The organism is Stenotrophomonas sp. 14P6.2.3 (assembly GCF_057799055.1).
The window spans coordinates 34,320-60,912 of sequence record NZ_JBYOLA010000013.1 but is presented as its reverse complement, the minus strand read 5'-3'; the positions used below and the strand labels follow the sequence as shown (position 1 = coordinate 60,912).

Here is a 26,593-nt window from a genome sequence, read left to right as displayed (position 1 = left end):
CTCATGAGCCGAGCACTGTCCGCACGCAGGAATGACTCCACCGCCGCGCCACACAGCGCGGCCTGGCCGACCCCGGCACAGCTGGCCACGCTCGGCACCGTGTTGTGCCTGTACCACGCCGACGGCAACGAGCTGGGCGGCTGGCGCCAGGCAGTGCGCGTGCATGCCTGCCAGGGCGTGGACAGCGAGGGCCTGCGCGAAAGCCTTTGCTTCCTCGATGCACGCGGCCGCTGCGTGTGGCGCCTGTACCTGTTGCCGGACAGTGATTTCCTGGCCTGGGATCGGCTGGTGGCGACGCTGCCGCCAGGCCCGGAACACGACAGCGACGCCAGCGTCGGCGAGCGACTGTGGCGGCGCCTGGCCGGCCACCTCGGCGGCCAGCGCTGGCGCCTGTGCACGCTGCGCCTGCACGCTGCCGACGAGGGGCGGACCCTGGCCGCCAGCCTGTCCACGTTGTCGTCGCTCGGCGCGGCCACCGCGCGACGCATCGCCCGCCTGGAAGGCGCCGAAGGCGAACTGGCGATCGACGACTGTTGTTGTGCCGATGCCGCACGCCGCCCTGCCGCGCGCGCTCCCGGCGACCTGCCGCTGGTTCGCCTGTGACCTGATTGCGATGGATCGACTGCTGGCCAGGATGGCCTCTCCACGAAACCTGCAACCCCGAAGGAAGACCCGATGAAGTTCCAGACAGCCAGCGTGATGGTGCTGCTCGCCGCCAGTGGCGCCGCCAGCGCGCAGCCCTCCGACATCGCCCGCGACCATGACAGCATCCTGGCCATGCAGGGTGAGTACACGGTGGATTTCGCCTTCGATGAGACCGTGCTGCTGAAGCCGGGTTACGAGCGCGCACCGGCCATGCGCAGCGGCGGCAACGAAGTGGTGATCGTGGTCGAGGACAGCCCGAAGCGCATCGTCCTGCAGCACCTGCTGGTGGACAGCAAGAGCGGCCACGTGACCAAGCACTGGCGTCAGGACTGGGTGTACGAAGCGCCGAACCGTTTCGAGTTCAGCGCCGACCAGACCTGGCAGGTACGCACCATCGCGGCCGCGACCAACAAGGGGGCGTGGACCCAGTGTGTGTACGAAGTCAGCGATGCACCGCGCTACTGCGGCACCGGCACGTGGTCCTATGGCAACAACGTGCCGACCTGGACCAGCGACATCAGCTGGCGGCCGCTGCCACGCCGCGAGTACACCAAGCGCAGCGATTACAACGCGCTGGCCGTGGTCAACCGCCACACCCTGACCCCGAACGGTTGGACCCACGAGCAGTTCAACACCAAGGTGCAGCGCAACGCCGATGGCAGTCAGGTCGAAATCGCCCGCGAATTCGGCTTCAACGACTACATCAGGACCACTGAGGTCGACTTCACCCCGGCGCGTGATTACTGGAAGGCCACTGCCGGCTACTGGAGCAAGGTGCGCCAGCGTTGGGACGGCTTCCTGACCCAGGCCCCGGGCGTGCACCTGAAGACCAAGCTCGACGGCATGGCGATGATCATCCCGTTGTTCACCCAGGCCGAGGACGTGCAGGCCGGCAAGAAGGTGAAGGACAAGCAGATCGACGACGTCTTCGCCAAGTACGTGGAAAAGGCGCCGAAGGAAGGGTGATCGCTGCGGCGGGTGTCGGACGTGCACTGCACTGGTGGGTGCCGAGCTTGCTCGGCACGCTCTCCGGTGGTGATTGCACCCGGCATCCACGCATGGCGTGGATCTACTTGAGCCATCGGCACTGCATCCACGCATGGCGTGGATCTACTGGAGCCATCGGCACTGCATCCACGCATGGCGTGGATCTACTGGCATGCGCGGCGTGGATCTACTGGGGTTATCGCTGGTAGATCCACGCCATGCGTGGATGCCTTTGCTTTCACAACGGCGTCAGGCCTCGCGCAATGCCAGTGCCGGTGGCGTGTGCAGGATCCGCCGGGTACCCAACCAGCCGGCCAGCAGGCTCAGGCCAATGCCGAGTAGCCCACCCAGCAGCAGACCCGGCCACGGCGGCAGCAGCGGCAGTTCGAACACCTTCTGCGACACCGCCACGCCGATCACCGCTGCCGCGCCCACCGCCAACAGCGCCGCCAGGGCGCCCAGCGCACCGAACTCGACCAGTACCGCGCCACGCAGCTGCCGCCGCGTTGCACCCAGCGTGCGCAGCACCGCGCTGTCATAGCGCCGCTCGCCAGCCGTCGCCTGCAGCGCCGCCAGCAGCACCAGCACACCGGCCAGCAGGCTGAACACCATCACCAGCTGCACCGCCTGCGCTACCCGTTCCATCACATCGCGCACCTGCGAGATCACTGCATCCACGTCCAGCAGCGACAGGTTCGGCTGCGCACGCACCAGGGCCCCGAGACCCGCCGCCTGTCCCGCCGGCAGATGGAACGCTGACAGCAGGTTGTGCGGTGTATCGCCCACTGCGTTCGGGTTCAGCAGCACGAAGAAGTTCGGCCGGAAAGTGTTCCAGTCGGCCTTGCGCACGCTGGTGACGCTGAACTCGCGCTCCTGCTCGCCCACTGCAATGGTGATGCGGTCGCCCGGGTGCACGCCGTAGCGCTTGGCCCAGCCGATCTCCACCGAGGCCTCGGCAGCGGTGCTGTCCGGCGTCCAGAACGTGCCGTTGACCAGCGTATTGGCCGGCGGGAACGTGCTGCGCCAACTGAAGTTCAGCGGACGGTTCTCGTCATCGTCGTCGCGCTGTCCTTCGCCCTGCGGCTGATTGTCGTCGTCCGGCGTGCGGTCCACCCGCAGCGGTGGTTTGCCGTTGATTGCGATCAGGCGGCCGGTGGCCATCGGTTCGATGCTGGCATCATCCGCACCCAGGCCCTGCAGTGCGGCCAGCACGCTGTCGCGCTGCTCGGGCTGGATGTTGATCAGGAAGTAGTTCGGTGTGTCCGCGGGCAGGCGCTCGCGCCACTGCTGCAGCAGGCCGGGGCCGATCACCGCCAGCAGCAGCAGGGCGCACAGCGACAGTGACAGCCCCACCAGCTGCATCACTGCCAGCATCCGCCGCCGCGTCAGCGCGGCCAGGCCCAATCGCCAGTTGCCGTGCAGACGATGCTGCAGGCCACGCAGCAGCTGCAGCAGCAGGAACCCGACAACGCCTGCAGCGACCGCCAGCCCGGCCAGGCCACCCAGCACCCACAGGGCCAGCTTCAGATCGCCGGTGACCTGCACCGCCAGCACCAGGCTGGCCGCCAGTGCGGCCACATAGGCCAGCAGCGAGGCCGGCGGCAAGGCGGCAAACGAGCGGTTGAGCACGCGCATCGGCGGCACGCCACGCAGGCGCAGCAGCGGCGGCAGTCCGAAGCCGAACAGCAGCAACAGGCCGATCCCCGCGCCGGTCAGTGCGGGCATCGCTTCGGGCAGCGGCAGGCGTTGCGGCACCAGGCTGCCCAGCACCTGCACCAGTCCTTCCTGCGCCGCCATGCCCAGGCCGATGCCGATCGCACAGGCCGGCACGGCCAGCATCAGCAGCTGCAGGGCCAGGCCAGCGAGGATGTCGCGCTGGCGTGCGCCCAGGCAGCGCAGGATCGCCACCTGGTCGATGCGACGCAGGGCGAACCGGTTGGCAGCCAGTGCGGTGGCCACGCCAGCCAGCAGTACCGCCAGCAGCGCGCTCAGGCCGAGGAAACGACCGGCCAGATCGAAGGCCTGGCGCACCCCGCGCTGGGTATCGTTCACGCTGAGCAGGCGCATGCCCTTCACCTGCGGCAGCAGCCATTGCCGGAATGCAGCGATATCGGTGGCCGGGCCGGCGAACATCAGCCGGTAATTGATGCGGCTGCCGGGGCCGAGCAGGCCGGTGCCTTCCACATCGGCGCGGTTGACCAGCAGGGTCGGCGACAGCGTCAGCAGGTCGCCGCCGGCATCGGGCTCGGATTCGATGATGCCGGCAATGCGCAGCGTGCCTGCACCGAATTCCAGATCGTCGCCGGCCTTCAGGCCCAGCGCCTGCAGCAGGCGTGGATCGGCATAGGCCTGGCCCTTGGCCGGCATCCCGGCATCGGCGATCAGCGCGCCGCCCGGCGTAGCGCGCACGCGCAGCGCGCCACGCAGCGGATAGCCTGCTTCCACGGCCTTGATGCTGGCCATCTGGCTGGCATCGCCCTGGAACAGCACGCTGCCGAAGCTGGCCAGCCGCGTGTGCGCCAGGCCGCGTCGCTGCGCTTCGTCGGCGAACGCGGCAGGCGGGTCGTCGCGCCCGGCCACGCCGAGGTCGCCGCCGAGCATTTCCGCCGCGCTGCCGGTCAGGGCCAGGTTGACCCGGTTGACCAGCGTGCCCACTGCCGTCATCACCGCCACGCCCAGTACCAGGGCGGCGAAGACGGTCAGCAGGTCACCGGCCAGGGCTTCGCGGCGCAGCGCGCGCCACGCATGCCGCAGCAGGTTCATGCGTCTACTCCATGTTCCACCGGCTGCAGGCGGCCGTTGTCGATGCGATGGATGTACTGGCAGCGCTGTGCCAGGCGCAGGTCGTGGGTGACCAGCACCAGCGTGGTACCGCTGCCGGCGTTGAGTTCGAACAGCAGATCGCTGATGTGCTGGCCGGTGGCCTGGTCCAGCGAGCCGGTGGGTTCATCGGCGAACAGGATGCGCGGGCGGCTGACGAACGCGCGGGCGAGGGCGACACGCTGCTGCTCGCCGCCGGACAGCTGCCGCGGATAGTGGCGGGCGCGGTGCGAGAGCCCTACCGCAGCCAGCACCTCATCCACCCGCGTGCGGTCCTCGCGACCCGCCAGTTCCAGCGGCAGCGCGATGTTTTCGGCCGCCGTCAGCGCCGGCAGCAGGTGGAAGCTCTGGAACACGAAGCCGACGTCGCGTGCGCGCAGCTGTGCACGGGCTTCTTCGTCCAACGCCGTCAGATCCTGGCCCGCCAGCGTGATGCGGCCGCGGCTGGGCAGGTCCAGCCCGGCCAGCAGGCCGAGCAGGGTGGTCTTGCCGGAACCGGAGGCGCCGACGATGGCCACGCTGGTCCCTTCATGGACGGTCAGGGTGATGTTGTCCAGTATGTGGACTTCACCCTCCGGGCCATGCACGGATTTGCCGACGTGGTCGACGGCGATGGCGACGGGCGCGCTGCGGGGGGACAGGCTGTCGATGAGGAGACTCCAATGCACAAGACGGGATGGAGCCGGCAAGCCGGCGCAATGATGGTGCTGTTGCTAGGGTTGCTGCTGTTGCCGGCACTGGCGTGTGCCAAAGGTCCGGCCACCGGTACCGTGCTGGTGCTCGGTGACAGCCTCAGTGCCGCCCACAATATCCCGGCCGATGCAGGCTGGGTCAGCCTGCTGCAGCAGCGGGTCAGGCAGCAGTCGAAAACCCCGCCGCGCATCGTCAACGCCAGCATGAGCGGGGAAACCACTGCCGGCGCGCTGACCCGCCTGCCGGGCCTGCTCGGGCGGGAAAAGCCCACGGTGGTGGTGATCGCCCTCGGTGGCAACGATGCGCTGCGCGGCCTGACCCCGGCGCAGGTGCAGGGCAACCTGGAAAAAATGGTACAGGCAAGCCAGAGGGCCGGTGCCAAGGTGCTGCTGCTGGGCATCGACGTGCCGCCCAACTATGGGCCGGGCTACCGCCAGCGCCTGGCGGCGGCGTACCGCGCACTTGCCACGCAGTACAAGGTGCCGTTGTTGCCGTTCCTGCTGGAAGGCGTGGCCCTGCAGCCGGGATTGATGCAGGCCGATGGCCTGCATCCCACCGCGCAGGCGCAGCCGAAAGTGCTGGATAACGTATGGCCGCTGCTGAAACCGCTGCTGTGAGCACGCCATCTTCTTTTCATTGACGCAACTTCACATCGCGTGCACCGTCGATCGGGCATGTTTCACAAAGCTGAAGAAAGAGGGATTCTCATGCGTCAGACGAAGGAGACTTCCGGCTTGGTGCTGGTGGTCGAAGACAACCGCAATATCTCCGAGATGATCGGTGAATACCTGGAAGGCCGTGGCTTCGAGGTGGACTATGCGCAGGATGGCCTGGACGGCTACCGTCTGGCTGCCGAGAACAGCTACGACGTGGTCGTGCTGGACCTGATGCTGCCGCGGCTGGATGGCATCGAAGTGTGCCGCCGGCTGCGCAACGATGCGCGCAAGTCGACCCCGGTGCTGATGCTGACCGCGCGCGACACGCTGGATGACAAGCTCACCGGCCTTGGCTTTGGTGCCGATGATTACCTGACCAAGCCGTTTGCGATCCAGGAACTGGAAGCCCGCCTGCGAGCGCTGATCCGCCGTGAACGTCGCCAGGTCGGTTCGGAAGTGCTCAAGGTCGCCGACCTGGTGCTCGATCCGGTCAGCATGCGTGCCACGCGTGCCGGCACCGAGCTGCAGCTGTCGCCGATCGGCCTGCGCCTGCTGACCATCCTGATGCGCGAATCGCCGCGTGTGGTCACCCGCCAGGAAATCGAGCGCGAAATCTGGGGCAACGGCCTGCCTGATTCGGACACGTTGCGCAGCCATCTGTACAACCTGCGCAAGATCATCGACAAGCCGTTCGACCGGCCGCTGCTGCACACCGTGCAGAGCGCGGGCTATCGCATCGCCGATATCGCCCAGCCGATGGCCTGATCGACGTCGTGCCGGTGTTGCAGCAGAACCGGCACGGCCGTGGTCGGCAGGGAAGGGGTGAACGTTCCGGATGCCCGGTCGTCATCGTCCATGCACGATCACGGCACAGCGCGCTGTCTATAATCGCAGCGCTCTGACCGGGACACCGCAATGCCGCACGGCCTGCCGCGCAAGATCCGTATCGCCTTCATCCTGCAAGCCGTGCTGGCCAGCCTGGGTATCCTGCTGGGTGCCTGGCTGGTTTCGCTGGTGATCAAGCACAGCCTGGTCGGCGCTGCCCTGCGCGAAGAAGCGGCGTACTACTGGACGCTGCACGAGGCCTCGCCCGTGCAGTCGCCGCCCAATACCCAGAACATCCGTGGCTACCTGCTGGAACGCGGGCAGTCCAGCCTGTCACTGCCCGCCAACCTGCGCACGTTGGAACCGGGTTTCCACGAACTGCCCGACGATGATCAGCTGGTGCTGGTCGACGCCCGCGAACAGGGGCGCCTGTACCTGGTGTTCCTGCGCTCGCGCGCGGAGATGCTGGCGTTCTGGTTCGGCATCGTGCCGGTGCTGCTGACCCTGCTGGCGGTGTATGGCGCCTCCTGGATCACCTACCGTGCCTCCAAGCGCCTGGTATCACCGGTGAACTGGCTGGCGCGCCGCGTCTCGCGCTGGGATCCGGGTCATCCGGAAGCGGCCGATCTGGAACCGAACAAGCTGCCCGCAGACATGCAGGGCGAGACCCGGCAACTGGCGGCGGCGCTGCATTCGCTGGCCAACCGTGTCACTGCGCACGTGGCACGCGAGCGCAACTTCACCCGTGATGCCAGCCATGAACTGCGCACGCCGCTGACCGTCATCCGGGTGGCCAGCGACATGGCGCTGGGCGATGAAAGCCTGGAGCCGCGCCTGCGCCGCAGCCTGCAGCGCATCCAGCGTGCCGGGCGGGACATGGAAGCGGTGATCGATGCGTTCCTGATCCTGGCCCGCGAGGCCGACGTCGAGCCGCAGGTGGAACTGTTCGACGTCAACGACATCGTCCGCTACGAAGTGGACAACGCCAACGAACTGCTGGTGGGCCGGCCGCTGGCGGTGCACCTGCACAGCGATGCGGCCGTGCAGCTGCACGCACCGCCGCGGGTGCTGCAGGTGGTGGTCAGCAACCTGGTGCGCAATGCCTGCAGTTATACCGACGAAGGTCGCATCGACGTGCACGTGCACAACGACCGGGTGGTGGTAAGCGATACCGGCATCGGCATGTCCGCCGACGCACTGTCGCGTGCGTTCGAGCCGTTCTATCGTGCCGATCCCAGCCGTCCGCAGGGTACGGGCCTGGGCCTGTCGATCGTGCGTCGCCTGTGTGATCGCTTCGGCTGGAAGGTCAGTTTGACCAGCGAGCTGGGCAAGGGCACCGAGGCGACGGTGGTTTTCCGCTGAGGGCCGGGCGGCGAAGCAACAGCAACAGCGGACATTCCGTGGGATGGCGGGGCGCTGTGGGTTTGCAGGACACGCCGTAAACCCATCCATGGGGGCTCGATGGCGCCATCCATGGCGCCAACGGTCCTGCAAACCCACAGCGCCCCGCCTTCGACAGGTTCCGCGATCTGCGGTAGATCCACGCCATGCGTGGATGAGCGTCCCCGGTAGTGCCGGCCGCTGGCCGGCAACCCAGCATCACTCAGTCGCAGTTGACCTTCGGCGCCAGCGCCTTGGTCCAGATCGCATAGCCGGCGGGGGTCATGTGCAGCATGTCCTCGCGGAACAACGCGGCATCGGGCTGGCCATCGGCCCCCAGCATCGGCGTGTAGATGTCGGTGTAGCCGGTGTTGGGCAGCTTCGCCAGCGCAGCCTTGATCTTCGCGTTGGCGTCGTTGATCGCCGGCAGCAGATGCGCCCGCGACGGGCTGGGCTTGATGGAGACGTACTCCACCTTCGTCTTCGGCAGGTCGCGATGCACGCGCTGCACGAAGGCCACCACGTCGTCGCGTACCTGGGTTGCGCTGCGGCCGCTGTTGAGGTCGTTGTCGCCGGCGTAGAAGAACACCTTGCACGGCGCGTACGGCACGATGGCCTGGCCGGCATACCAGGTGCTGTCGCGCACTTCCGAACCGCCGAAGCCGCGGTTGAACACCGGTTGCCCCGGGAAGTCCTGGGCCAGGCTGTCCCACATGCGGAAGGACGAGCTGCCGATGAATTCAATGCCACCGCGCGGCGGCGGATTGGTCCGGTCAGCACTGGCGAAGGACGCCATGTCGGCGGCCCAGGCCACGTTGGAGACCTGTGCGGGTACCTGCGGCGGCGCCGGCGGGCTCAAGGCCTGGGCCAGCGGCGCGGCCAGCAGGCCAAGCAGGATCAGGCAGGTGCGGGGACGGGTCATCAGGCACTCCGGCAGGGCAGGGGGCATCCATCATAGAAGCTGGCCTGGCCCCACGCTTGGCCGCGCCGGGCCGTTCGCGGGGCCTCGCGGCGCGGCGTCCGGGGGTGCCGTGGCCGCCCTTGTGGCAAAATGGGGGCTGTCTGCCTATCCCTGTGCACCCATGATTCCCTGCCGTGCGTCTGAGCGGTCGCTGCGCCGCGCCCCTGTTGCTGGATGCTTCACCCGTGGCTGATCAGTTCGGCCACATGCCCCGCGGCCCGCGCCGTATCTTCCAGGCCGCCCGCTGGTCCTGGCAGGGCCTGCGAGCTGCCTGGCTGCATGAGTCCTCGTTCCGGCTGGAGGTCTACCTGCTGGTGCTGCTGACGCCGCTGGCGATCTGGCTGGGCCAGACACCGGTGGAGCGCGCGCTGATGATCGGCTCGATGCTGCTGGTGCTGGCGATGGAGCTGGCCAACTCGGCCATCGAGGCGGTGATCGAGCGCTATGGCGCGGAAATCCACGAACTGGCCGGCCGCGCCAAGGACATGGGCTCGGCGGCAGTGTTCGTGCTGATGATGAACGTGCTGCTGTGCTGGGCCCTGGTGCTGGTGCCGCGATTGTTCCCGGCCAGCGTCGGCTGATCCTTCTTCCTCCCCCCTTGTTGAAGACTTCCCATGTCCCTTGAGCTTCTCGCCGATCCGAATGTCTGGTTGACCCTGTTCACCTTGAGCGCGCTGGAAATCGTGCTCGGCATCGACAATCTGGTGTTCATCTCCATCGCCGTCAGCAAGCTGCCCGAAGAGCGCCGCCCGTTCGCGCGCCGCCTCGGCATCGCCGTGGCCTGCATCACCCGTATCGGCCTGCTGGTGTCGCTGGCGTACCTGGCGCACATGCAGGCGAATCTGTTCACCGTGGCCGGCATGGGCATCTCCATCCGCGACCTGGTGCTGATCGTCGGTGGCCTGTTCCTGATCATCAAGGGCTGGATGGAGATCAAGGAAATGATCTCCGGTGGCGAGGACGAGGATCCGACCACCACCAAGACCTCGGCCGTGTTCGGCTACGTGATCGCGCAGATCGCGATCATCGACATCGTGTTCTCGCTGGACTCGGTGATCACCGCCGTCGGCATCGCCGACCACGTGCCGGTGATGGTCGCTGCGATCCTGCTGTCGGTGGCGGTGATGCTGCTGGCCGCCAACCCGCTGGGCCGTTTCATCGATGCCAACCCGACCGTGAAGATGCTGGCCCTGGCCTTCATCCTGCTGATCGGTGCGGTGCTGATCCTGGACGGCCTGGACGTGCACGTGCCCAAGCCCTACATCTACGCCGCGATGGGCTTCTCGGTGCTGGTGGAGTGGCTGAACCTGCTGATGCGCCGCCGCGCACGCGAACACCACGTGCCGGGTGCCGGCGACTGGTAAGCACTACCCCGAACCCCCGGCCAGCGCCGGGGGTTCTGCTTTCCGGGCGCCGCTGCGCTCGCCGAGCATGGCCCGGCGCTATCCGGATGGCCGACCTGCCCGCCACTTGTGAATCGGGATCAACACTGTTTTCCCGCGCCGAGGCTTACTCCTGGCCGGCAAAGCGCGCAGGCTACGCGCTCATTTTCCACAGGGCCTGCCCCACGCAGGCAACTCCCATGAATTCCAGAGCCGCTTTGCTGGCACTCGCCGTCGGTGCCTTCGCCATTGGCACCACCGAGTTCACCCCGATGGGCCTGTTGCCGGTCATCGCCAACGGAGTGGGGGTCAGCATTCCCACTGCCGGCATGCTGATCACCGCCTACGCGGTGGGCGTGATGCTGGGCGCGCCGGTGATGACCCTGCTGATGGGACGCTTCGGCAAGCGCACCGCGCTGATGCTGCTGATGTCGATCTTCATCGTCGGCAACGTGCTGTCGGCGCTGGCCCCGAACTACGGTCTGCTGCTGCTGTCGCGTCTGGTGACCAGCCTCAATCACGGCGCGTTCTTCGGCATCGGCGCGGTGGTCGCCGCCAGCCAGGTGCCCAAGGACAAGCAGGCGGCAGCAGTGGCAACGATGTTCATGGGCCTGACCATCGCCAACATCGGCGGCGTGCCGCTGGCGACCTGGGTCGGCCAGCAACTGGGTTGGCGTTTGGCTTTTGCCGGCACTGCCGTACTCGGCGTGGTGGCGATCACCGCCTTGGCCATGGCACTGCCGGCCTCCGCAGCGGGTGCACGCCCGGATGTCCGACGTGAACTGAAATCGATCATGCAACCGCAGGTGCTGCTGGCGATGGCGACCACGGTGCTGGGCGCAGGCGCGATGTTCACCCTCTACACCTATGTGGCGCCAGTGTTGACCGAGCTGACCGGTGCCTCGAACGCCTTCATCGCGTTGTCGCTGGCACTGATCGGTATTGGTTTCACCTTCGGTAACGGCATCGGTGGACGCATGGCCGACTGGTCGCTGGACGGCGCCACGCGCATTTTGCTGGCCATCCTGGCGGTGCTGATGTTCGTGCTGCCGCTGGCCTTCATGAGCCACGCGACCGCAGCGCTTGGCGTGTTGCTGTTCGGCGCGGCAACCTTCGCCATCGTGCCGCCGCTGCAGATCCGGGTGATGCAGGCCGCCAGCGAGGCGCCGGGACTGGCGTCGTCGATCAACGTCGGTGCGTTCAACCTCGGCAATGCACTGGGCGCGGCGCTGGGTGGTGCGGTGATCAGCCTTGGGCTGGGCTACGCGGCGATTCCGGTGGCCGGTGGCCTGCTGGCGGCGTCGGCGCTGCTGCTGGCGTGGCTGGGGCGCAGCCGCACTGCGGTGGCTGAAGCCTGCTGAGAGATGTGTTCCGGCAGGGCTGCGCCCTGCACCCGCCGAAGCGGTAGTGCCGGCCGCTGGCCGGCAACCTCAACAGCAACGGCAAAAACTGGCTATCCGTGGGATGGCGGGGTGGGTCCGGTGGCAGGGGACGGCGCAAGTACGTCCCTGTAGCCTCGGTCGCGCCATCCATGGCGCTCACGCCCCTGCCACCGGACCTACCCCGCCTTCGACAGTTTTCCGCGACCTGTCGGGACGGCGTTCTGTGCTGTTGGTAGGTGTCGACCTTGGTCGACACAAATGTCTGAAGAATCGGCTTTTGCTTTTGATTTTGATTTTTTTCTTTTGATCTCCCGCGGTGCGCAGGAAATTGTCCGTGGCCGGGAGGGTGGGTTGGCTGGGGGCGTAAGCGCCAAGGATGGCGCGCCCGAGCCTACAAGGACGTATTCACGGCGTCCCCCAGCCAACCCACCCTCCCGGCCTACCCCGATATCCAGCAAACACAACCACCGCGGAGGGGGCGGCGCTCGATGGCTGACGACGGCCGACACTCTCCACACGCCCGTTAACACCGACCATGGCATGCTCGGCGCTCAGTCCACCCGGAGCCTTGGCCATGCGCCTGTTGACCCGCCTCATTCCCCTGTTGCTGCTGGCCTCCCTGCTGTCCGGCTGCGGTTACAACGCCATCCAGCAGAAAGACGAAGCGGTCAAGGCCAGCTGGTCCGAAGTGCTCAACCAGTACAAGCGCCGTGCCGACCTGGTGCCGAACCTGGTGCAGACCGTGAAGGGTTTCGCCAGCCAGGAAGAGCGCGTGCTGACCGAGGTCACCAACGCCCGCTCGCGCGTTGGCCAGATCAACGTCAACGCCGACGATGAAGCCTCGCTCAAGCAATTCCAGCAGGCCCAGGGCGAACTCGGCAGCGCGCTGTCGCGCCTGCTGGTGGTCACCGAGAACTACCCGGTGCTCAAGTCCGACCAGAACTTCCGCGATCTGCAGGCGCAGCTGGAAGGGACCGAGAACCGCATCACCGTTGCCCGTGGCCGCTACATCCAGCAGGTGCAGGACTACAACACCTACATCCGCTCGTTCCCGCAGCTGATCACCGCCAAGATCTTCGGCTACCAGCCCAAGCCGAACTTCACCGTGGAAAACGAAGCGCAGATCTCCAACGCGCCGGCGGTTGATTTCGGCAACGCGCCGCAGCAGCAGCCAGCCCCGGCCCCGGGCCACTGACCGATGCGCCTGACCGCCACACTGCTGGCCCTGCTGTTGTGGCTGCCGTTGGGCGTGCAGGCGCAGACGCTGGCGCCGATCCCGGCGCTGGATTCGCCGGTGGTCGATACCACCGGCACTCTGGATGCCGCACAGAAGCAGGCGCTGGTGCAGCAGGCGTTGGACCTGCAGCAACGCAAGGGCAGCCAGATGCAGGTGCTGGTGGTGCCGACCACGCAGCCGGAAGACATCGCCCAGTACACCACCCGCGTGTTCGACCAGTGGCAGATCGGTCGCAAGGGCGTGGATGACGGCGTGCTGCTGGTGGTGGCCAAGGAGGATCGGCGGGTGCGCATCGAACCGGGCTATGGCCTGGAGGGCGCGATTCCCGATGCGATCGCCAACCGGGTGATCCAGGAGTACCTGGTGCCACGCTTCCGCGCCAATGACTATGCCGGTGGCATCACCGACGCCACGGCGATGCTGGTGAAGATCATCGACGGCGAACCGCTGCCGGCGCCGGTCAGCAGCCAGCAGGGACGTTCGCCCGAGGGCGGCGGCGATACCTGGTTCCTGGCGTTGTTCATCGGCGTGTTCGCCGGCAGCATCCTGCGCGGCGTCTTCTCGCGTGTACCGCGTCCGCTGCGCGGCCTGCTCGGTGGCGCCGGTGCGGCCGTTGCTGCCTTCCTGTTCACCTCCACGCTGCTGGCCAGTGGCCTGGCCGGCGTGGTTGGGCTGGTGGTGGCGATGCTGTCCGGCCATCCCGGGCGCTTCGCCGGCGGTGGTGGTTGGGGCGGAGGCAGTTGGGGTGGCGGCGGCTTCGGCGGTGGTGGTGGATTTGGTGGCGGCGGCGGTTGGGGCGGCGGTGGTGGCCGTTCCGGCGGCGGCGGCGCGTCGGGGGGCTGGTGATGATCCAGCGTCTTTGCCGGCATCTGTTTTCGCCGTCGGTACGCCGGGCGTTTCCGCCGGCCACGCTGCAGGCGATCACCGAGGCAATCGCCGCAGGCGAGCAGCGCCATGGCGGCCAGGTGATGTTCGCGGTCGAGGCCGACCTGCCGCTGCACGCGCTGTGGCACAAGGTCACCCCGCGTCAGGCCGCCGAGCATGCGTTCGCCCGCCTGCGCACCTGGGATACCGCGCACAACAACGGCGTGCTGATCTACCTGCTGCTGGCCGACCATGCCATCGAGATCGTGGCCGACCGCGGCCTGCAGGGGCGGGTCGCGCCCGAGCAATGGCAGCGGGTCTGCACCCACCTGCGTGAGGGCCTGCGCGGCTCTCAGCCGGTGGCGGCGCTGCGCGATGCCATCGACGAGGTTTCCACCCTGCTGGAAGGGCACTTTCCGGCCTCGGCGCGGTCCGATCAGGACGGCCTGCCGGACACGCCGCAGATCCTGGGCTGAAGCCCGGCAATCGCGTGACCGGGGCCGCCGCGAGGCCGCTCCCGGGCGGCGCTAGAATATCTGCATCCCTGCAAGGCGCCCTTCATGATCTATTTCCACGACATCGACCCCATCGCCCTCTCGTTGGGACCGATCAAGGTGCACTGGTACGGCATCATGTACCTGCTCGGCTTCACCGCCGCCTGGCTGCTGGGGCGCAAGCGGATCGCCGACGGGCGCCTGCCGGGCGTCGATGCCAACGGCTTCTCCGACCTGCTGTTCTACGCCATGCTCGGCGTGGTGCTGGGCGGCCGCATCGGCTACATGCTGTTCTATGCGCTGGGTGATTTCCTGCACAACCCGCTGCTGCTGTTCAAGGTGTGGGACGGCGGCATGAGCTTCCACGGTGGCCTGCTGGGCGTGATCGCCGCCTGCTGGTGGTGGTCGCGCAAGCACGCGCTGCACTTCTTCGACACCATGGATTTCATGGCGCCGCTGGTGCCGCTGGGCCTGGGTTTTGGCCGCATTGGCAACTTCATCGGTGCCGAACTGTGGGGCAAGTACACCGACGGCAGCTGGGGCGTGGTGTTCCCGTCCGGCCTGCCGGCGCCGCTGAACCAGCTTGACCACGCCACCCTGCAGTCGCAGTTCGCCAGCGGTGCGCTCAACCAGTTCGCCCGCCATCCGTCGCAGCTGTATGAAGCGCTGCTGGAAGGGCTGGTGATGTTCGTGGTGTTGTGGACAGTGTCGGCCAAGCCGCGCCATCGCTATCTCATCGGCGGCCTGTTCGCGCTGCTGTACGGCATCTTCCGCTTCGCCGTGGAGTTCGTGCGCATGCCCGACAACGGCGTCTATGTGGCGTTCGGCTGGCTGACCAAGGGCCAGATCCTGTGCGTGCCGCTGATCGCCTTCGGCCTGGTGCTGCTGGTGCTGTCGCGCCGCGCGCCGGTGCTGCAGCCGCAGCCGCTGGTGGTGGCGGAGGGCAAGGCATGAAGGCCTACCTGGACCTGCTCTCGCACGTGCTCGAACACGGCGCGGAGAAGAGCGACCGCACCGGCACCGGCACCCGCAGCGTGTTCGGCTGGCAGATGCGCTTCAACCTCAACGACGGCTTCCCGCTGGTCACCACCAAGAAGCTGCACCTGCGCTCGATCATCCACGAGCTGCTGTGGTTCCTGAAGGGCGATACCAACATCGGTTACCTCAAGGACAACCAGGTGCGCATCTGGGACGAGTGGGCCGACGACAACGGCGACCTCGGCCCGGTGTACGGCAAGCAGTGGCGCAGCTGGGCCACGGCCGACGGCGGCAGCATCGACCAGATGCAGTGGCTGGTGGACGAGATCAAGCGCAACCCGGATTCGCGGCGGCTGGTGGTCAGTGCCTGGAACGTCGGCGAGCTCTCGCAGATGGCGCTGATGCCGTGCCACAACCTGTTCCAGTTCTACGTGGTCGACGGCAAGCTCAGCTGCCAGCTGTACCAGCGCAGTGGCGACATCTTCCTCGGCGTGCCGTTCAACATCGCCAGCTACGCACTGCTGACCCATATGGTGGCGCAGGCCACTGGCCTGGGCGTGGGCGATTTCGTGCACACGCTGGGCGATGCGCACCTGTATTCGAACCACTTCGAGCAGGCCCGCGAGCAGCTGTCGCGTGAGCCGCGCGCGCTGCCGACGCTGTGGTTGAACCCGGAGGTGACCGATCTGTTCGGCTTCCAGTTCGACGACATCCGCATCGACGGCTACGATCCGCATCCGGCGATCAAGGCGCCGGTGGCGGTATGAGTACGATGAAGCTGTCGATGGTGGTAGCACTGGATCGCAATCGTGGCATCGGCCAGGGCAATGCCATGCCCTGGCACCTGCCGGACGACTTCAAGCACTTCAAGGCGCTGACCCTGGGCAAACCGATCCTGATGGGGCGCAAGACCGCCGAATCGATCGGACGGGTGCTGCCGGGGCGGACCAACCTGGTGCTGACCCGCAGCGGCCAGGTGCCGTTCAAGGGCATGCGTGCGGTGGCCTCGCTGGACGAGGCGCGGGCCATTGCCGAAGGCGAAGGTGCCAGCGAGCTGTGCATCATCGGCGGTGGTGAGATCTTCCATCAGCTGCTGGACCAGGCCAGCGACCTGTATCTGACCTGGGTGGATGCCGAAGTGCCGGCCGACACCCATTTCCCCGAGGTGGACGCGCAGGACTGGCAGGAAGCGAGCAGCGAGCCGCACCCGGCTGACGAACGCCACGCCTACGCCTTCCGCTTCGTGCATTACGTGCGCCGTTGATCGCGGAGTCCGGTAGAGCCGAGCCATGCTCGGCTGCTGTTGGCGGACACAAATCGCAGCCGAGCATGGCTCGGCTCTACAGCACCGCCTCACTCACGGCATGCGGTAGTGCCCGATGATCGCGTGCTGGAACAGCAGGTTCTCTTCCCGCGTACCACGCGCGATGTTGTGCAGCACCAGCGGCGTGCCGTCGGCCAGGCGCCGGTCGGAGACGATGCCCACGTGCAGCAGGCCGTTGCCGTTGAGCTTCCAGGCCACGATGTCGCCGGCAGCGAAGTCGCTGGCGCGCGCACTGATCGGTTGCTGCCAGCCCTGGCGATCAAACCAGCGCATCAGGTTGGGCACGCGCCGATGGTCGATGTTCCGATCCGGCCGCGACAGGCCCCACAGCGCTGGATAGGCGCTGAAATCAGCGCGCATGTCTTCGTTGACGCGGACCTGCAGGTCCAGCCCCTGCGTACGCAGGGCGCGTATCACCACGTCAGTGCATACGCCGCGATCAGCGGGCACGTCGCCAGCGGGGTAGGCCAGTACCTGATAGGCCGGGTCGTAGCGCGTGGTGACGCCGATCTGCGCGCGGGCGGCAGCGACCAGCGGTGGTGAAGGTGTCGGTGCAGGGGCGGCGGACTTGTCGGCGCCGGCGGTCGCTGGCGACGACGTGGGCTGGCAGCCGCTGGCCAGGGCCAGCGTCAGCAGCAGCACCGTCCATGGTGCGCGGTTGCCTGGCTTCATGCCGAAGGAGGCGTGCCGTTGTTGTTGCCGCCACCGCCGCCACCGCCACCGCCACCACGGCGGCGGCGCCGACGTGGACCACGGTTGCCGGGCGCACCAGCCGTTGCAGCGTTGCCGTTGCCCTGGCTGTTGTCCTTGCCTTGCCCTGCCGCGCGCTCATGTGCAGGCCGTGCAGGCGGCCGCGCGTTGGCGACCGGTGCCGGCACGTCACGTCCCGGTACCTGCACCACACGCAGTTCATCGGTGTCGAGCTGGATCGCGGTGAGCTTGCCGCCCCACACCGCGCCGGTGTCGATCGCGTGGATGCCCTGGGTGATGGTCAGGCCGAGCGCGGACCAATGGCCACAGACCACCTTCAGGTCGCGCTCGACCCGGCCCGGCACTTCGAACCAGGGATACAGCCCCTGTTCCTGGGTGCCCGGTGTGCCCTTGTCCTCGATGCCGATACGGCCGCGCGAGGTGCAGTAGCGCATGCGCGTCAGCACGTTGATGATCGCCCGCGAGCGCTCGTAGCCGGTCAGGTTCGGCGCCCAGCTGGGCTTGTCGCCGTACATGTTGCGGAACAGCTTGCGGTAGCCGGCGCCGTGCAGCTGCACTTCCACTTCGGCCGCATGCTTTTCGGCCATCTGCGTGGTCCACTTCGGCGCCAGGCCGGCATGCACCATCATCCAGCCAAGCTCACGGTCCACGTGCACCAGTTTCTGCAGGCGCAGCCAGTCCAGCAGCACGTCACGGTCTTCGGCCTGGACGATGCGCAGCAGGTCCGGGTTGACCTTGCGCTGTTCCTCTTCGGTGCGCGCACCGACGGCCAGCAGCGAAAGGTCGTGGTTGCCGAGCACCACCACGCTGTGTTCGCGCAGCGAATGCACCAGCCGCAGCGTTTCCAGCGACTGTCCGCCGCGGTTGACCAGGTCGCCGCAGAACCACAGGGTGTCCTGCGCCGGATCGAACCGGATCTTTTCCAGCAGGCGCTGGGTTACGTCATAGCAGCCTTGCAGGTCGCCGATCGCCCATACACTCATCGTTCGGCCTCCGTGTCAGTGCAGGGTGCGCGGGATGGCCAGCACGAAGGGTGCGACCGGCGCGGCGAATTCGGTGCCATCGTCGGCCACCATGTCGTAATGGCCCTGCATCGTGCCGTGCTCGGTGCCGAGCATGACACCTGAGGTGTAATGGAAGTCTTCACCCGGACGCAGGCGCGGCTGTTCGCCGATCACGCCATCGCCATCGACATGCTCGACGCGGCCGTTGGCATCGGTGATGCGCCAATGGCGTGCGACCAGGCGCGCAGCAACGCGGCCCTGGTTGTGGATGCGGATCGTATAGGCGAACGCATAGCGACCGTCTTCCGGTGCGGATTGGTCGTCGAGGAAGCGCGGTGCGACTTCGACGGAGATGGCGTAAACGTCAGCGTCTTCCATACCAGCAGTGTAATCAGGAGGCATTGGCCAAAGCGATGAATTCAGCCACGTCCAGCTGTTCGGCGCGGGCATCGGGACGCACGCCGGCGGCCACGAACTGCTCGGCGCTGACCACGTTGTTCAGGGCATTGCGCAGGGTCTTGCGGCGTTGGCCGAAGGCGGCCCTGACCACGTCGGCGAAGCGCTTGTGGTCCTTGATGTTGATGGTGGCCGGGTCACGCGGTATCAGACGCACCACGGCCGAATCGACCTTCGGTGGCGGCCTGAACGCACCCGGCGGCACCACGAACAGCGAGGTCACCTCGCAGTAGGCCTGCAGCATCACGCTGAGGCGGCCGAACACCTTGCTGCCGGGACCGGCGGCCATGCGATCGACCACTTCCTTCTGCAGCATGAAGTGCATGTCGGAAATCACCGCAGCGTGTTCCAGCGCATGGAACAGGATCGGCGAGGAAATGTTGTAGGGCAGGTTGCCGACCAGGCGGATCGGCTGGCCATCGGCAAGCTCGGTGAAGTCCACCCGCAGCACATCGCGGTTGACGATGGTCAACTCGCCCAGCGGTTCGGCGGCCGCGGTCAACGGCGCGATCAGGTCGCGGTCGAACTCGATCACCGTCATCTTCGGGTGCACGCGCAGCAGCGGCAGGGTGATCGCACCCTGGCCCGGGCCGATCTCGACCAGGCGGTCGCCGTCCCTGGGATTGACCGCCATCACGATCTTGTCGATGTAGTAGCGGTCGGCAAGGAAGTGCTGGCCGAGCTGCTTCTTGGCCGGGGCGGAAAACACCGGGCCGGAGGGGGAATGCGGGGAAGTCATGTGCTCAGTGTACGTTGCCGCGCCAGCCGCGCACACAGCGTCGTGGCGGCCTGCAGGCTGGAAGGATCGGCAACGCCGCGGCCGGCAAGATCCAGCGCGGTGCCGTGGTCCACCGCCACGCGCGGGTAGGGCAGGCCCAGGGTCAGGTTCACCGCCTGCTCGAAGCCGGAGTACTTCAGCACCGGCAGGCCCTGGTCGTGGTACATGGCCAGCACGGTGTCGAAGCCGGCCAGCTTGGCCGGCAGGAACGCGGTATCGGCCGGCAGCGGGCCGATCAGGTCCATGCCCTCGCTGCGCAGGCGCTGCAGCAGCGGGATGACCAGATCCAGTTCCTCGCGACCGAGGTGGCCGTCTTCGCCGGCATGCGGGTTCAGGCCAAGCACGGCGATGCGCGGTGCGGCCAGGCCGAACTCGCGGCGCAGCGCGGCATGCACGGTGCGCAGGGTGTGTTCCAGGCCGGGGGCGGTGATCGCATCGGCGACCTCACGCAGCGGCAGGTGGGTTGTGGCCAGGGCAACGCGGACGATGTCGTTGGCCAGCATCATCACCACCTTCACTCCGGCCTGGTCGGCCAGCAGTTCGGTGGTGCCGCTGTAGGCGATGCCGCCCTGGTTGATCACCGCCTTGTGCACCGGGCCGGTCACCACGCCGTGCAGCTCACCGGACAGGCAGGCCTGGCCAGCACCCAGCAGGGCAGCAATCACTGCGCCTGCGTTGGCAGGGTCGGTATGGCCAAAACGGCTGGGGGTGCGGTTGGCGACGGCGCGCAGGCGCAGGTCGCCGGGGACGCGGGCATGCGCGCCCTCGGGCAGCAGTTGCAGGGGCAGGTTCAGCGCGGCAGCGGCCGCGCGCAGGGTGTCCGGATCGGCGAATGCCAGCAGCCGGCAATCATCGCGCGGCTGCTGGACCAGTCGGACACACAGCTCCGGGCCGATCCCGGCGGGCTCGCCCGGTACCAGAGCGAGCTCGGGGAGCATGGCTCAGGACTGCGGAGGCGTGGCGGTATTTTCCGCCCGGTCACCGCTGCGGAAGCTGACGAAGGCTTCGCCACGCAGCTCCTGCAGGAAGCGGTTGTACTCGTCTTCCAGCTTGCGGCGACCGATGGTCTCGCGGACCTGGGCGCGCTGGTTGTCACTGCCGACATCGGTCTGGCGGGTGCCCACGCGCTGCACGATGTGCCAGCCCGCATCGGTGCGGAACGGCTGGCTGACGCCGCCGTCCTGGATGCCTGCCACCTGCTGGCCGAAGGCCGGGCCGAATGCGTCGGCCGGGAACCAGCCCAGATCGCCGCCCTGGCCCTTGCTGTTGGTGTCCTCGGACGATTCCTTGGCCACCTGCTGGAAGTCGGCACCGCCGGCAATGCGGGCGCGCAGGGTATCGATCTTGGCCTTGGCGGCCGCGTCGGACTGTGCATCGTCCACGCGCACCAGGATATGGCGGCCGTGGTACTCGGTGACGGTGTGGGTGCCTGCCGCCGCGCTGGCGTCACGCACTTCCACCAGCTTCAGCAGCTGGAAGCCGCTCGGGCCGCGGATCGGGCCAACCACTTCGCCAGCCTTCATCTGCTGCATCGTCTGTGCGAACGCCGCCGGGATTTCATCCAGGGTGCGCCAGCCAAGGTCGCCGCCTTCCAGTGCATTGGGGCTGTCGGAATAGCGCACGGCCGCCGCATTGAAGTCCAGTTCGCCCTTGTCCAGCAGCTCCTTCACGCCGTCGGCCTTCTTCTGGCCGGTGGCGATCTGCTCGGCAGTGGCGCCGTCGGGCAGGGCGACCAGGATGTGCGCCAAGTGGAATTGGTTGCCGGCATCGGCCTGCTGCTTCAGGGCCGCATCGACCTCGCCTTCGCTGACGCTGATGCGGCTCTGCGCAAAGCTCTGGCGCAGGCGCTGCACGGTGATCTCGTCACGCACCGAGGCGCGGAAATCGTTGAAATCGATGCCGTCATGGGCCAGACGCTGACGCAGGGCATCCAGGGTCGAACCGTTCTGCTGGGCGATGGCATTCATCGCCTGGGTCAGTTCCTGGTCGCCGACATGGATACCGCTGCCCTGCGCACGGGCCACCTGCAGCTTGACCAGCACCAGGCGCTCGAGCACCTGGCGGCTGAGCACGTCATCAGGGGGCAGCTGGGCCTCGCGGCCGGCGTACTGCGCCTTGATGTTGGCGATCGCACGCTGGAGCTCGCTCTGCAGGATCACGTCCTCATCGACGACAGCAGCGATGCGGTCCAACGGCTGGGCCTCCTGCGCAATGACCTGCAGGGGGGCGGACACGCTGGACACCGCCAGAAGCGATGCGAGGAGAACGGGGAAGCTCTTGGTCATGGGATCAGATTCGGATCGTAGTCATCGCGGGTCGCGCCGGTGTTGCTGGGCGGCACGAGATAGAGGTCGTCGCGGTTGTAGCCGAGGATAGCACGGCGCAAAGTGCGGTCCGTGTCCTGGCCGAGGGAGCTCAAGCCCTTGAGCACGAACTCGAGCTGGATGGAGTTGTTCATTTCGCCTTCGCGGTTGCGCACGTAGCGGCGGGCCACGGCGCGCACGGCCAGGCAGCAGCTGTCCCACTGTACGCCACCGATGATCTCCAGCGGTTCCTTGTCCTGGATCGAGTAGTAATAACGGCCCACCAGGCTCCAGCGCTCGTTCAGCGGGTACAGGAACGACAGGTCGGCCTGTTCCAGCAGGGTGCGGTCGTGCTTGTTGGCGGTGGCCGGGGCGCCGGAATTGATGCGGTAACGGTAGGTCAGGTTGACCACGCCGTCGTTGGACATCAGGTAGCGGGCACGGACGCTGGCCAGATCCTCGCGCTTGTACTTGGGATCCCACTGGTAGGTGGCGCCCAGCGTCCAGCGGTCGTTGATCATGTAGTTGCCGTCGGCGATCCAGGCCGACTTGCCCTTTTCCACCGGCGCGCCACCGGGGGTCACGGACACCCGCGATTCGTCGAAGTACTGGATCTGGCCGATGGAGGCCGAGAAGCGTTCCTTGCCGGTGGTCTGGTCGATGAAGCGGGTGCTCAGGGCCATGGTCAGCTGGTTGGCGTCGTTCTGGCGATCAGCGCCCGTATAACGCGAATCGCGGAACAGCTGGCCCCAGCTGAAGGTGAAGTCGCGGGTATCGAAGATCGGCAGCTCGTCCTGATCGCGGTAGGGCGTGCGCAGGTAGAACAGGCGCGGCTCCAGGGTCTGCAGGAACGACTTGCCACCGATCTTCGTCTCACGATCGAAGAACAGGCCGGCGTCGAGGCTGGCGATCGGCAGGCTGCGGCTGGGCGAGGTATTGCCGCGCAGCTGTTCCGGCGTGGCCGTGTTCGGATCGATGCCCTGCGAGACCAGGATGCTCCTGCGGGTGGCATCGGCCAACCCGCGGTCCAGCTCGTAGCCGGTGTAACGGTAGGCCAGGGTCGGGGTGACGTACCAGGCCGCGCCGCTGATCGGGAACGACACGTAGGGCTTCACATCCAGGCGCGAGCCGCCGTAAATGCGCTGGGTCTGGCCGTTGCGCGTGTACTGCAGGTCGGGACCGGCCTCGGCGCCGTACTTGAAGTTGATGTCGTCGTGGGTGAAGCGCACGGCCTCGGCATAGACACCGGTCTCCAGCCACGGCAGCAGCGGCTTGTCCCAGTTGAGGAACAGGCGTGGCTGCCGGTTGTAAGGCAGCGCGCTCTCGTTGAGGGTGTAGTCGGTCAGCTGCCAGCGGTCGGCCATGATGCCGGCCGTCCAGTTCTTGCCGGTGCCATACAGGCCCACGGTGCTCTGCAGGTTCGAGGCGGTGACACCTACCAGGCGGTTGGCGAAGTCTTCCACGTAGCGCTCGTCGCTGACCCAGGCCAGGTTGGCACGGGCCTGCCAGTGGCTGTCCACGTTGTGGTAGCCACCGAATATCACCTGGCCGCGATCGCGGTCGCGCAGCTTGTCGTTGGGCATGAACGCGGTGATCAGTTCGCCGCGGCCGCCTTCATAGAGGTAGCGGAACTCGTTGTCGAGCATCAGGCCGCGCCGGCTCATGTAGCGCGGGGTCAACGTGTCGTCGTAGTTCGGCGCCAGGTTGAAGTAGATCGGCTGTGCGTAATCGAAACCGTTGCGCCCGGACATGCCCAGCTGCGGGAACAGCAGGCCTGTCTTGCGCCGGTCATCGATCGGGAACTTGAAGTAGGGCGCCCACAGGATCGGCACCTTGCCGATCCGCAGTACGGCGTTGCGGGCGGTGCCGAAGCCTTCGTCGTTGTCGACTTCGATCTCCGGCGCCGTCAGCCGCCATACCGGCTGCGACGGGTCGCAGGTGGTGTAGGTGGAGCGGTGCATCTGCCCGACCGCGCCCTGCAGGTCGACTGATTCGGCTTCGCCATTGCCGCGGCGGGACACCAGCTGGTACTGGATGTCGGTGATCTTATGGGTGTCGCTTTCCTGGTTGCCCTCGGCGCGCTTGGCGACCATCCGGATCGAGGCATCCTGGTAACGGACGTTGCCGTCGGCGACGTAGTTGCCGCTTTCGGTATCGAAGCTGAGCTTGTCGGTGCCGACGAACTGGTCGCCCCGGCGCAGCGCCACATTGCCCTGGTACTGCGGCACGGTGGTGGTGCCCAGCAGCTGGTCGCCCTCGATGTCGGTGGGCTGCTGTTCGCGCGCAGCGCTGGCGGCAGCCTTGTCCTGGCCGGGCACCGGCGTCGGCGCGTCGGTGAACGCAGGGATCACGTCCGTGGCCGGGCAAAGGCCCCAGTTGAGCGGCTTGTCATCGGCCCATGCCGGAAGGCAGACGGCGATGCTCAGGGGCAGGGGAAGCAGGCGGAGGGCTCGGCGCACGCGGTTCGGATTCGGGCGAAAACGGACGGTAGCTTGCCCCATCCCTTGCATAGGGGCAATGAAGGCCTCCCCGGATTGCCGGTTCGGGTTCATCCAGGCCCGTTGCCGGAAGGCGTCGCCATCAGTGCCTGCAGATGGGCCACGCTGCACTCGGCCAGGGCCTGCAGGTCGTATCCGCCCTCCAGCATCGACACCACCCGGCCAGCGGCATGGCGGCGTGCCAGCGCGTGCAGTTCGCGGGTGATCCAGGCGAAATCGTCGGTCTCCAGCATCAGGTCGGCCTGCGGATCGCGCAGGTGGGCATCGAAGCCGGCCGAGATCAGCAGCAGCTGGGGGCGGAAGTCGTCGATCGCCGGCAGCATCTCGTCGGCCCAGACGTTGCGGAAGCGGAAGCCACCGCTGCCCGGTGGCAGCAGGATGTTCATCAGGTTGCCGGCGCCGCGGTCACGGCGCAGGCCGGACTCGGGGAACAGCCCTGCCTGATGGGTGCTGTAGTAGGACACCCGGGCGTCGTGCTGGAAGATGTCCTGGGTGCCGTTGCCGTGGTGGACATCGAAATCGACCACCGCGATCCGCTCCAGGCCGTGGCGATCGCGGGCGTAGGCGGCGGCGATGGCGATGTTGTTGAGCAGGCAGAAACCCATCGCGGTACTGCTGGTGGCATGGTGGCCGGGCGGGCGCACCGCGCAGAAGGCCAGTGGATCCTCACCCAGCATCACTGCATCGACGGCCGCGACACCTGCGCCGGCGGCATGCACCGCGGCACTGGCCGAACCCGGCGAGGTCCAGGTGTCCATGTCCAGCTGGCGCAGCGGTGCGGTCTGCGGTTGCAGCACCAGATCCAGCAGCGCGCTGTCGTGGACCCGGGTCAGTTCGCCGAACTTCGCCGGTGGCGCTTCGCGCCACTCCAGTTGGCCGGGGAAGGCCTCATGCAGCGCGTCGAGCACCACCTGCAGGCGCTGCGGGCATTCAGGATGGCCAGGGCCGGGATCGTGCAGCAGGCAGGCGGGATGGGTGAAGACCAGCATGGCGGCTCAGCGCTGGCGATGCTGTGGTTGCCACAGCGCTTCGCCGTGGCCATCGGCCCGTGCCAGCACCCGGGCCAGCACGAACAGCAGGTCTGACAGCCGGTTGAGGTACTGCAGCGCTTCGCTGCGTACCGGTTCCACCCGGGCCAGGGCCACCGTGTCGCGCTCGGCGCGGCGGACCACGGTACGGGCCAGGTGGCAGCGCGCGGCGGCCTCGCCACCGGCCGGCAGGATGAATTCCTTCAGCATCGGCAGGTCGGCGTTGTAGTGGTCCAGCTGCTGTTCCAGGGCCGATACGTCGGCGGCGTGGATCGCGGCATGGCCGGGAACGCACAGTTCGGCGCCCAGATCGAACAGCTGGTGCTGCAGGTGCACGACCAGCGCGCGGATGTCCTCCGGCAGCGGCACGGCCAGCAACAGGCCGAGCGTGGCATTGGCTTCGTCGACGGTGCCATAGGAGGCAACACGCAGATCGTCCTTGCCGACCCGGCTGCCGTCACCCAGGCCGGTGCTGCCGTCGTCGCCGGTGCGGGTGTAGATGCGCGAGAGGCGATGACCCATGGCGCGGCTCAGTGATGGATGTCGCGGCGGGCCTGCAGGAGCTTGAGCACCTGCTCCACGGCCAGCTGCAGTGCGGCGGCCAGGGCCACGTAGATCGCGGTGGTGCGCAGGTAGGGGCCGAACCACTGTGCGTAGTTCTGCGCCCAGCCGGCCACGGTCGGCTCGGCCACGTTCTGGCTGGTCCAGTAGAAACCGCCCTGTGCCAGCAGATGGCACAGCGCCACCGACGCCACCAGCAGCAACGCACCCTTGCCCAGCACCGACCACTGCGCACTGCGGTAGTTGCGGCCCAGCAGCATGCCGCCGGCCCACATGGCGAAGTACGCCGGCAACAGCAGCCAGTAGCCCGGCGACACGCAGTAGTGCTGCCAGAAATCGAGGCCGCTGCTGCGGATCACGATCCAGTCGACCAGCACCGCGAACACCATCAGCAGCGGGAACGCCCAGCGGGTCCAGCGGGCGAGGTAGAAGCCGCCGATGAAGAACACGGCCCAGGAGGCGTCCGGGATTGCCGCGAAGTGATTGACGCGGGTCGCCGCCAGCAACAGCACGAGCACTGACAGGACGAAGGCGCGGGGTGCGGAGTCGGACATGGCGGTGGGGGCCGGAGCGGATTCAGGTTTCATTCTAGCCCGGCGCGACGCTGGGCGCAGGCGGGGCCGTGC

Annotated in this window: 27 protein-coding genes; 14 read left to right on the top strand and 13 right to left on the bottom strand. The window is 67.4% G+C overall.

Annotation, left to right across the window (positions count from 1 at the left end):
* Positions 1-3: 3 nt before the first annotated feature.
* The gene (locus tag AC27VL_RS12180; protein ID WP_089238839.1) at positions 4-603 is read left to right on the top strand and encodes a ChuX/HutX family heme-like substrate-binding protein; all 600 of its coding nucleotides are present in this window, start codon (positions 4-6) and stop codon (positions 601-603) included.
* A gap of 72 nt (positions 604-675) precedes the next feature.
* Positions 676-1,611, top strand: coding sequence for a DUF6607 family protein (locus tag AC27VL_RS12175; RefSeq protein ID WP_488766632.1), 936 nt, complete (start codon positions 676-678; stop codon positions 1,609-1,611).
* Between the two features lie 270 nt (positions 1,612-1,881).
* Here AC27VL_RS12175 and AC27VL_RS12170 read toward each other — a convergent pair whose 3' ends face one another.
* Positions 1,882-4,395 carry an ABC transporter permease gene (locus AC27VL_RS12170; RefSeq protein ID WP_100551591.1) on the bottom strand — a complete coding sequence of 838 codons (2,514 nt, stop codon included), beginning with the start codon at positions 4,393-4,395 and terminating at the stop codon, positions 1,882-1,884.
* Complete coding sequence (locus tag AC27VL_RS12165; protein WP_033832045.1) at positions 4,392-5,039, bottom strand: ABC transporter ATP-binding protein; 648 nt, start codon at positions 5,037-5,039, stop codon at positions 4,392-4,394. The genes AC27VL_RS12170 and AC27VL_RS12165 overlap by 4 nt, the downstream gene beginning before the upstream one ends.
* Positions 5,040-5,114: 75 nt before the next feature.
* Here AC27VL_RS12165 and AC27VL_RS12160 point away from each other — a divergent pair, with 75 nt between their 5' ends.
* The 3 genes from AC27VL_RS12160 (at position 5,115) to AC27VL_RS12150 (ending at position 7,988) form a co-directional block, all read left to right on the top strand.
* Positions 5,115-5,762, top strand: coding sequence for an arylesterase (locus tag AC27VL_RS12160; RefSeq protein ID WP_100551592.1), 648 nt, complete (start codon positions 5,115-5,117; stop codon positions 5,760-5,762).
* A 90-nt stretch (positions 5,763-5,852) separates the two neighbouring features.
* On the top strand, positions 5,853-6,566 hold the full coding sequence (locus tag AC27VL_RS12155) for a response regulator transcription factor (protein ID WP_002811889.1): 714 nt from the start codon (positions 5,853-5,855) through the stop codon (positions 6,564-6,566).
* A gap of 150 nt (positions 6,567-6,716) precedes the next feature.
* Positions 6,717-7,988, top strand: a complete 1,272-nt coding sequence (locus AC27VL_RS12150) for a sensor histidine kinase (protein WP_488766622.1) — start codon at positions 6,717-6,719, stop codon at positions 7,986-7,988.
* Positions 7,989-8,229: 241 nt separating this feature from the next.
* Here AC27VL_RS12150 and AC27VL_RS12145 read toward each other — a convergent pair whose 3' ends face one another.
* Positions 8,230-8,928 (bottom strand): SGNH/GDSL hydrolase family protein, encoded by a 699-nt coding sequence (locus AC27VL_RS12145; protein WP_488766620.1) that lies wholly within the window; start codon positions 8,926-8,928, stop codon positions 8,230-8,232.
* A gap of 224 nt (positions 8,929-9,152) precedes the next feature.
* Between AC27VL_RS12145 and AC27VL_RS12140 the strand changes: the two genes are divergently transcribed.
* The 9 genes from AC27VL_RS12140 (at position 9,153) to AC27VL_RS12100 (ending at position 16,568) form a co-directional block, all read left to right on the top strand.
* The gene (locus AC27VL_RS12140; RefSeq protein ID WP_025877898.1) at positions 9,153-9,548 is read left to right on the top strand and encodes a diacylglycerol kinase; all 396 of its coding nucleotides are present in this window, start codon (positions 9,153-9,155) and stop codon (positions 9,546-9,548) included.
* A 33-nt stretch (positions 9,549-9,581) separates the two neighbouring features.
* Positions 9,582-10,331 carry a TerC family protein gene (locus tag AC27VL_RS12135; protein ID WP_099820261.1) on the top strand — a complete coding sequence of 250 codons (750 nt, stop codon included), beginning with the start codon at positions 9,582-9,584 and terminating at the stop codon, positions 10,329-10,331.
* 218 nt (positions 10,332-10,549) lie between these two features.
* On the top strand, positions 10,550-11,710 hold the full coding sequence (locus AC27VL_RS12130) for an MFS transporter (protein ID WP_488766617.1): 1,161 nt from the start codon (positions 10,550-10,552) through the stop codon (positions 11,708-11,710).
* A 595-nt stretch (positions 11,711-12,305) separates the two neighbouring features.
* Positions 12,306-12,926, top strand: a complete 621-nt coding sequence (locus AC27VL_RS12125; protein WP_025877902.1) for a LemA family protein — start codon at positions 12,306-12,308, stop codon at positions 12,924-12,926.
* Between the two features lie 3 nt (positions 12,927-12,929).
* Positions 12,930-13,814, top strand: a complete 885-nt coding sequence (locus AC27VL_RS12120) for a TPM domain-containing protein (protein ID WP_100551597.1) — start codon at positions 12,930-12,932, stop codon at positions 13,812-13,814.
* Entirely contained in the window at positions 13,814-14,308 is a 495-nt protein-coding gene (locus AC27VL_RS12115; RefSeq protein WP_180166788.1) for a TPM domain-containing protein, read from the top strand. Before AC27VL_RS12120 ends, AC27VL_RS12115 begins: the two co-directional genes overlap by 1 nt.
* Positions 14,309-14,392: 84 nt before the next feature.
* A complete protein-coding gene (gene lgt / locus AC27VL_RS12110; protein ID WP_488766614.1) occupies positions 14,393-15,280 on the top strand; it encodes a prolipoprotein diacylglyceryl transferase in 888 nt (295 codons plus the stop codon).
* Positions 15,277-16,071 carry a thymidylate synthase gene (locus AC27VL_RS12105; protein WP_100463025.1) on the top strand — a complete coding sequence of 265 codons (795 nt, stop codon included), beginning with the start codon at positions 15,277-15,279 and terminating at the stop codon, positions 16,069-16,071. Before lgt ends, AC27VL_RS12105 begins: the two co-directional genes overlap by 4 nt.
* 5 nt (positions 16,072-16,076) lie before the next feature.
* The gene (locus tag AC27VL_RS12100; protein WP_488766700.1) at positions 16,077-16,568 is read left to right on the top strand and encodes a dihydrofolate reductase; all 492 of its coding nucleotides are present in this window, start codon (positions 16,077-16,079) and stop codon (positions 16,566-16,568) included.
* Positions 16,569-16,661: 93 nt separating this feature from the next.
* Here AC27VL_RS12100 and AC27VL_RS12095 read toward each other — a convergent pair whose 3' ends face one another.
* From AC27VL_RS12095 to AC27VL_RS12050, 10 genes are all read right to left on the bottom strand, one after another.
* A complete protein-coding gene (locus AC27VL_RS12095) occupies positions 16,662-17,300 on the bottom strand; it encodes a DUF1287 domain-containing protein (RefSeq protein ID WP_100551600.1) in 639 nt (212 codons plus the stop codon).
* Positions 17,297-18,322: a symmetrical bis(5'-nucleosyl)-tetraphosphatase gene (locus AC27VL_RS12090; RefSeq protein ID WP_100551601.1), complete on the bottom strand. Its 1,026-nt coding sequence runs from the start codon at positions 18,320-18,322 to the stop codon at positions 17,297-17,299. The genes AC27VL_RS12095 and AC27VL_RS12090 overlap by 4 nt, the downstream gene beginning before the upstream one ends.
* A gap of 15 nt (positions 18,323-18,337) precedes the next feature.
* Complete coding sequence (apaG, locus tag AC27VL_RS12085; RefSeq protein WP_025877914.1) at positions 18,338-18,721, bottom strand: Co2+/Mg2+ efflux protein ApaG; 384 nt, start codon at positions 18,719-18,721, stop codon at positions 18,338-18,340.
* Between the two features lie 13 nt (positions 18,722-18,734).
* Positions 18,735-19,538: a 16S rRNA (adenine(1518)-N(6)/adenine(1519)-N(6))-dimethyltransferase RsmA gene (gene rsmA, locus AC27VL_RS12080; RefSeq protein WP_089238873.1), complete on the bottom strand. Its 804-nt coding sequence runs from the start codon at positions 19,536-19,538 to the stop codon at positions 18,735-18,737.
* Positions 19,535-20,515, bottom strand: a complete 981-nt coding sequence (gene pdxA / locus AC27VL_RS12075) for a 4-hydroxythreonine-4-phosphate dehydrogenase PdxA (protein ID WP_100551602.1) — start codon at positions 20,513-20,515, stop codon at positions 19,535-19,537. The genes rsmA and pdxA overlap by 4 nt, the downstream gene beginning before the upstream one ends.
* A 3-nt stretch (positions 20,516-20,518) precedes the next feature.
* Complete coding sequence (locus AC27VL_RS12070) at positions 20,519-21,862, bottom strand: peptidylprolyl isomerase (protein WP_100551603.1); 1,344 nt, start codon at positions 21,860-21,862, stop codon at positions 20,519-20,521.
* Positions 21,859-24,339, bottom strand: coding sequence for an LPS-assembly protein LptD (lptD, locus tag AC27VL_RS12065; RefSeq protein ID WP_165780960.1), 2,481 nt, complete (start codon positions 24,337-24,339; stop codon positions 21,859-21,861). The genes AC27VL_RS12070 and lptD overlap by 4 nt, the downstream gene beginning before the upstream one ends.
* An 89-nt stretch (positions 24,340-24,428) precedes the next feature.
* A complete protein-coding gene (locus AC27VL_RS12060) occupies positions 24,429-25,367 on the bottom strand; it encodes a histone deacetylase family protein (protein WP_100551605.1) in 939 nt (312 codons plus the stop codon).
* A gap of 6 nt (positions 25,368-25,373) precedes the next feature.
* On the bottom strand, positions 25,374-25,928 hold the full coding sequence (locus AC27VL_RS12055) for a cob(I)yrinic acid a,c-diamide adenosyltransferase (RefSeq protein ID WP_100551606.1): 555 nt from the start codon (positions 25,926-25,928) through the stop codon (positions 25,374-25,376).
* Positions 25,929-25,936: 8 nt separating this feature from the next.
* Positions 25,937-26,521 carry a hypothetical protein gene (locus AC27VL_RS12050; RefSeq protein ID WP_025877927.1) on the bottom strand — a complete coding sequence of 195 codons (585 nt, stop codon included), beginning with the start codon at positions 26,519-26,521 and terminating at the stop codon, positions 25,937-25,939.
* Between the last annotated feature and the right edge of the window lie 72 nt (positions 26,522-26,593).

Coding starts and splice junctions, on each gene's coding strand:
- AC27VL_RS12180 (WP_089238839.1), top strand. CDS start 4: ATGAGCCGAGCACTGTCCGCACGCAGGAATGACTCCACCGCCGCGCCA.
- AC27VL_RS12175 (WP_488766632.1), top strand. CDS start 676: ATGAAGTTCCAGACAGCCAGCGTGATGGTGCTGCTCGCCGCCAGTGGC.
- AC27VL_RS12170 (WP_100551591.1), bottom strand. CDS start 4,395: ATGAACCTGCTGCGGCATGCGTGGCGCGCGCTGCGCCGCGAAGCCCTG.
- AC27VL_RS12160 (WP_100551592.1), top strand. CDS start 5,115: ATGCACAAGACGGGATGGAGCCGGCAAGCCGGCGCAATGATGGTGCTG.
- AC27VL_RS12155 (WP_002811889.1), top strand. CDS start 5,853: ATGCGTCAGACGAAGGAGACTTCCGGCTTGGTGCTGGTGGTCGAAGAC.
- AC27VL_RS12150 (WP_488766622.1), top strand. CDS start 6,717: ATGCCGCACGGCCTGCCGCGCAAGATCCGTATCGCCTTCATCCTGCAA.
- AC27VL_RS12145 (WP_488766620.1), bottom strand. CDS start 8,928: ATGACCCGTCCCCGCACCTGCCTGATCCTGCTTGGCCTGCTGGCCGCG.
- AC27VL_RS12135 (WP_099820261.1), top strand. CDS start 9,582: ATGTCCCTTGAGCTTCTCGCCGATCCGAATGTCTGGTTGACCCTGTTC.
- AC27VL_RS12130 (WP_488766617.1), top strand. CDS start 10,550: ATGAATTCCAGAGCCGCTTTGCTGGCACTCGCCGTCGGTGCCTTCGCC.
- AC27VL_RS12125 (WP_025877902.1), top strand. CDS start 12,306: ATGCGCCTGTTGACCCGCCTCATTCCCCTGTTGCTGCTGGCCTCCCTG.
- AC27VL_RS12120 (WP_100551597.1), top strand. CDS start 12,930: ATGCGCCTGACCGCCACACTGCTGGCCCTGCTGTTGTGGCTGCCGTTG.
- AC27VL_RS12115 (WP_180166788.1), top strand. CDS start 13,814: ATGATCCAGCGTCTTTGCCGGCATCTGTTTTCGCCGTCGGTACGCCGG.
- lgt (WP_488766614.1), top strand. CDS start 14,393: ATGATCTATTTCCACGACATCGACCCCATCGCCCTCTCGTTGGGACCG.
- AC27VL_RS12105 (WP_100463025.1), top strand. CDS start 15,277: ATGAAGGCCTACCTGGACCTGCTCTCGCACGTGCTCGAACACGGCGCG.
- AC27VL_RS12100 (WP_488766700.1), top strand. CDS start 16,077: ATGAAGCTGTCGATGGTGGTAGCACTGGATCGCAATCGTGGCATCGGC.
- AC27VL_RS12095 (WP_100551600.1), bottom strand. CDS start 17,300: ATGAAGCCAGGCAACCGCGCACCATGGACGGTGCTGCTGCTGACGCTG.
- AC27VL_RS12090 (WP_100551601.1), bottom strand. CDS start 18,322: ATGAGTGTATGGGCGATCGGCGACCTGCAAGGCTGCTATGACGTAACC.
- apaG (WP_025877914.1), bottom strand. CDS start 18,721: ATGGAAGACGCTGACGTTTACGCCATCTCCGTCGAAGTCGCACCGCGC.
- rsmA (WP_089238873.1), bottom strand. CDS start 19,538: ATGACTTCCCCGCATTCCCCCTCCGGCCCGGTGTTTTCCGCCCCGGCC.
- pdxA (WP_100551602.1), bottom strand. CDS start 20,515: ATGCTCCCCGAGCTCGCTCTGGTACCGGGCGAGCCCGCCGGGATCGGC.
- AC27VL_RS12070 (WP_100551603.1), bottom strand. CDS start 21,862: ATGACCAAGAGCTTCCCCGTTCTCCTCGCATCGCTTCTGGCGGTGTCC.
- AC27VL_RS12060 (WP_100551605.1), bottom strand. CDS start 25,367: ATGCTGGTCTTCACCCATCCCGCCTGCCTGCTGCACGATCCCGGCCCT.
- AC27VL_RS12055 (WP_100551606.1), bottom strand. CDS start 25,928: ATGGGTCATCGCCTCTCGCGCATCTACACCCGCACCGGCGACGACGGC.
- AC27VL_RS12050 (WP_025877927.1), bottom strand. CDS start 26,521: ATGTCCGACTCCGCACCCCGCGCCTTCGTCCTGTCAGTGCTCGTGCTG.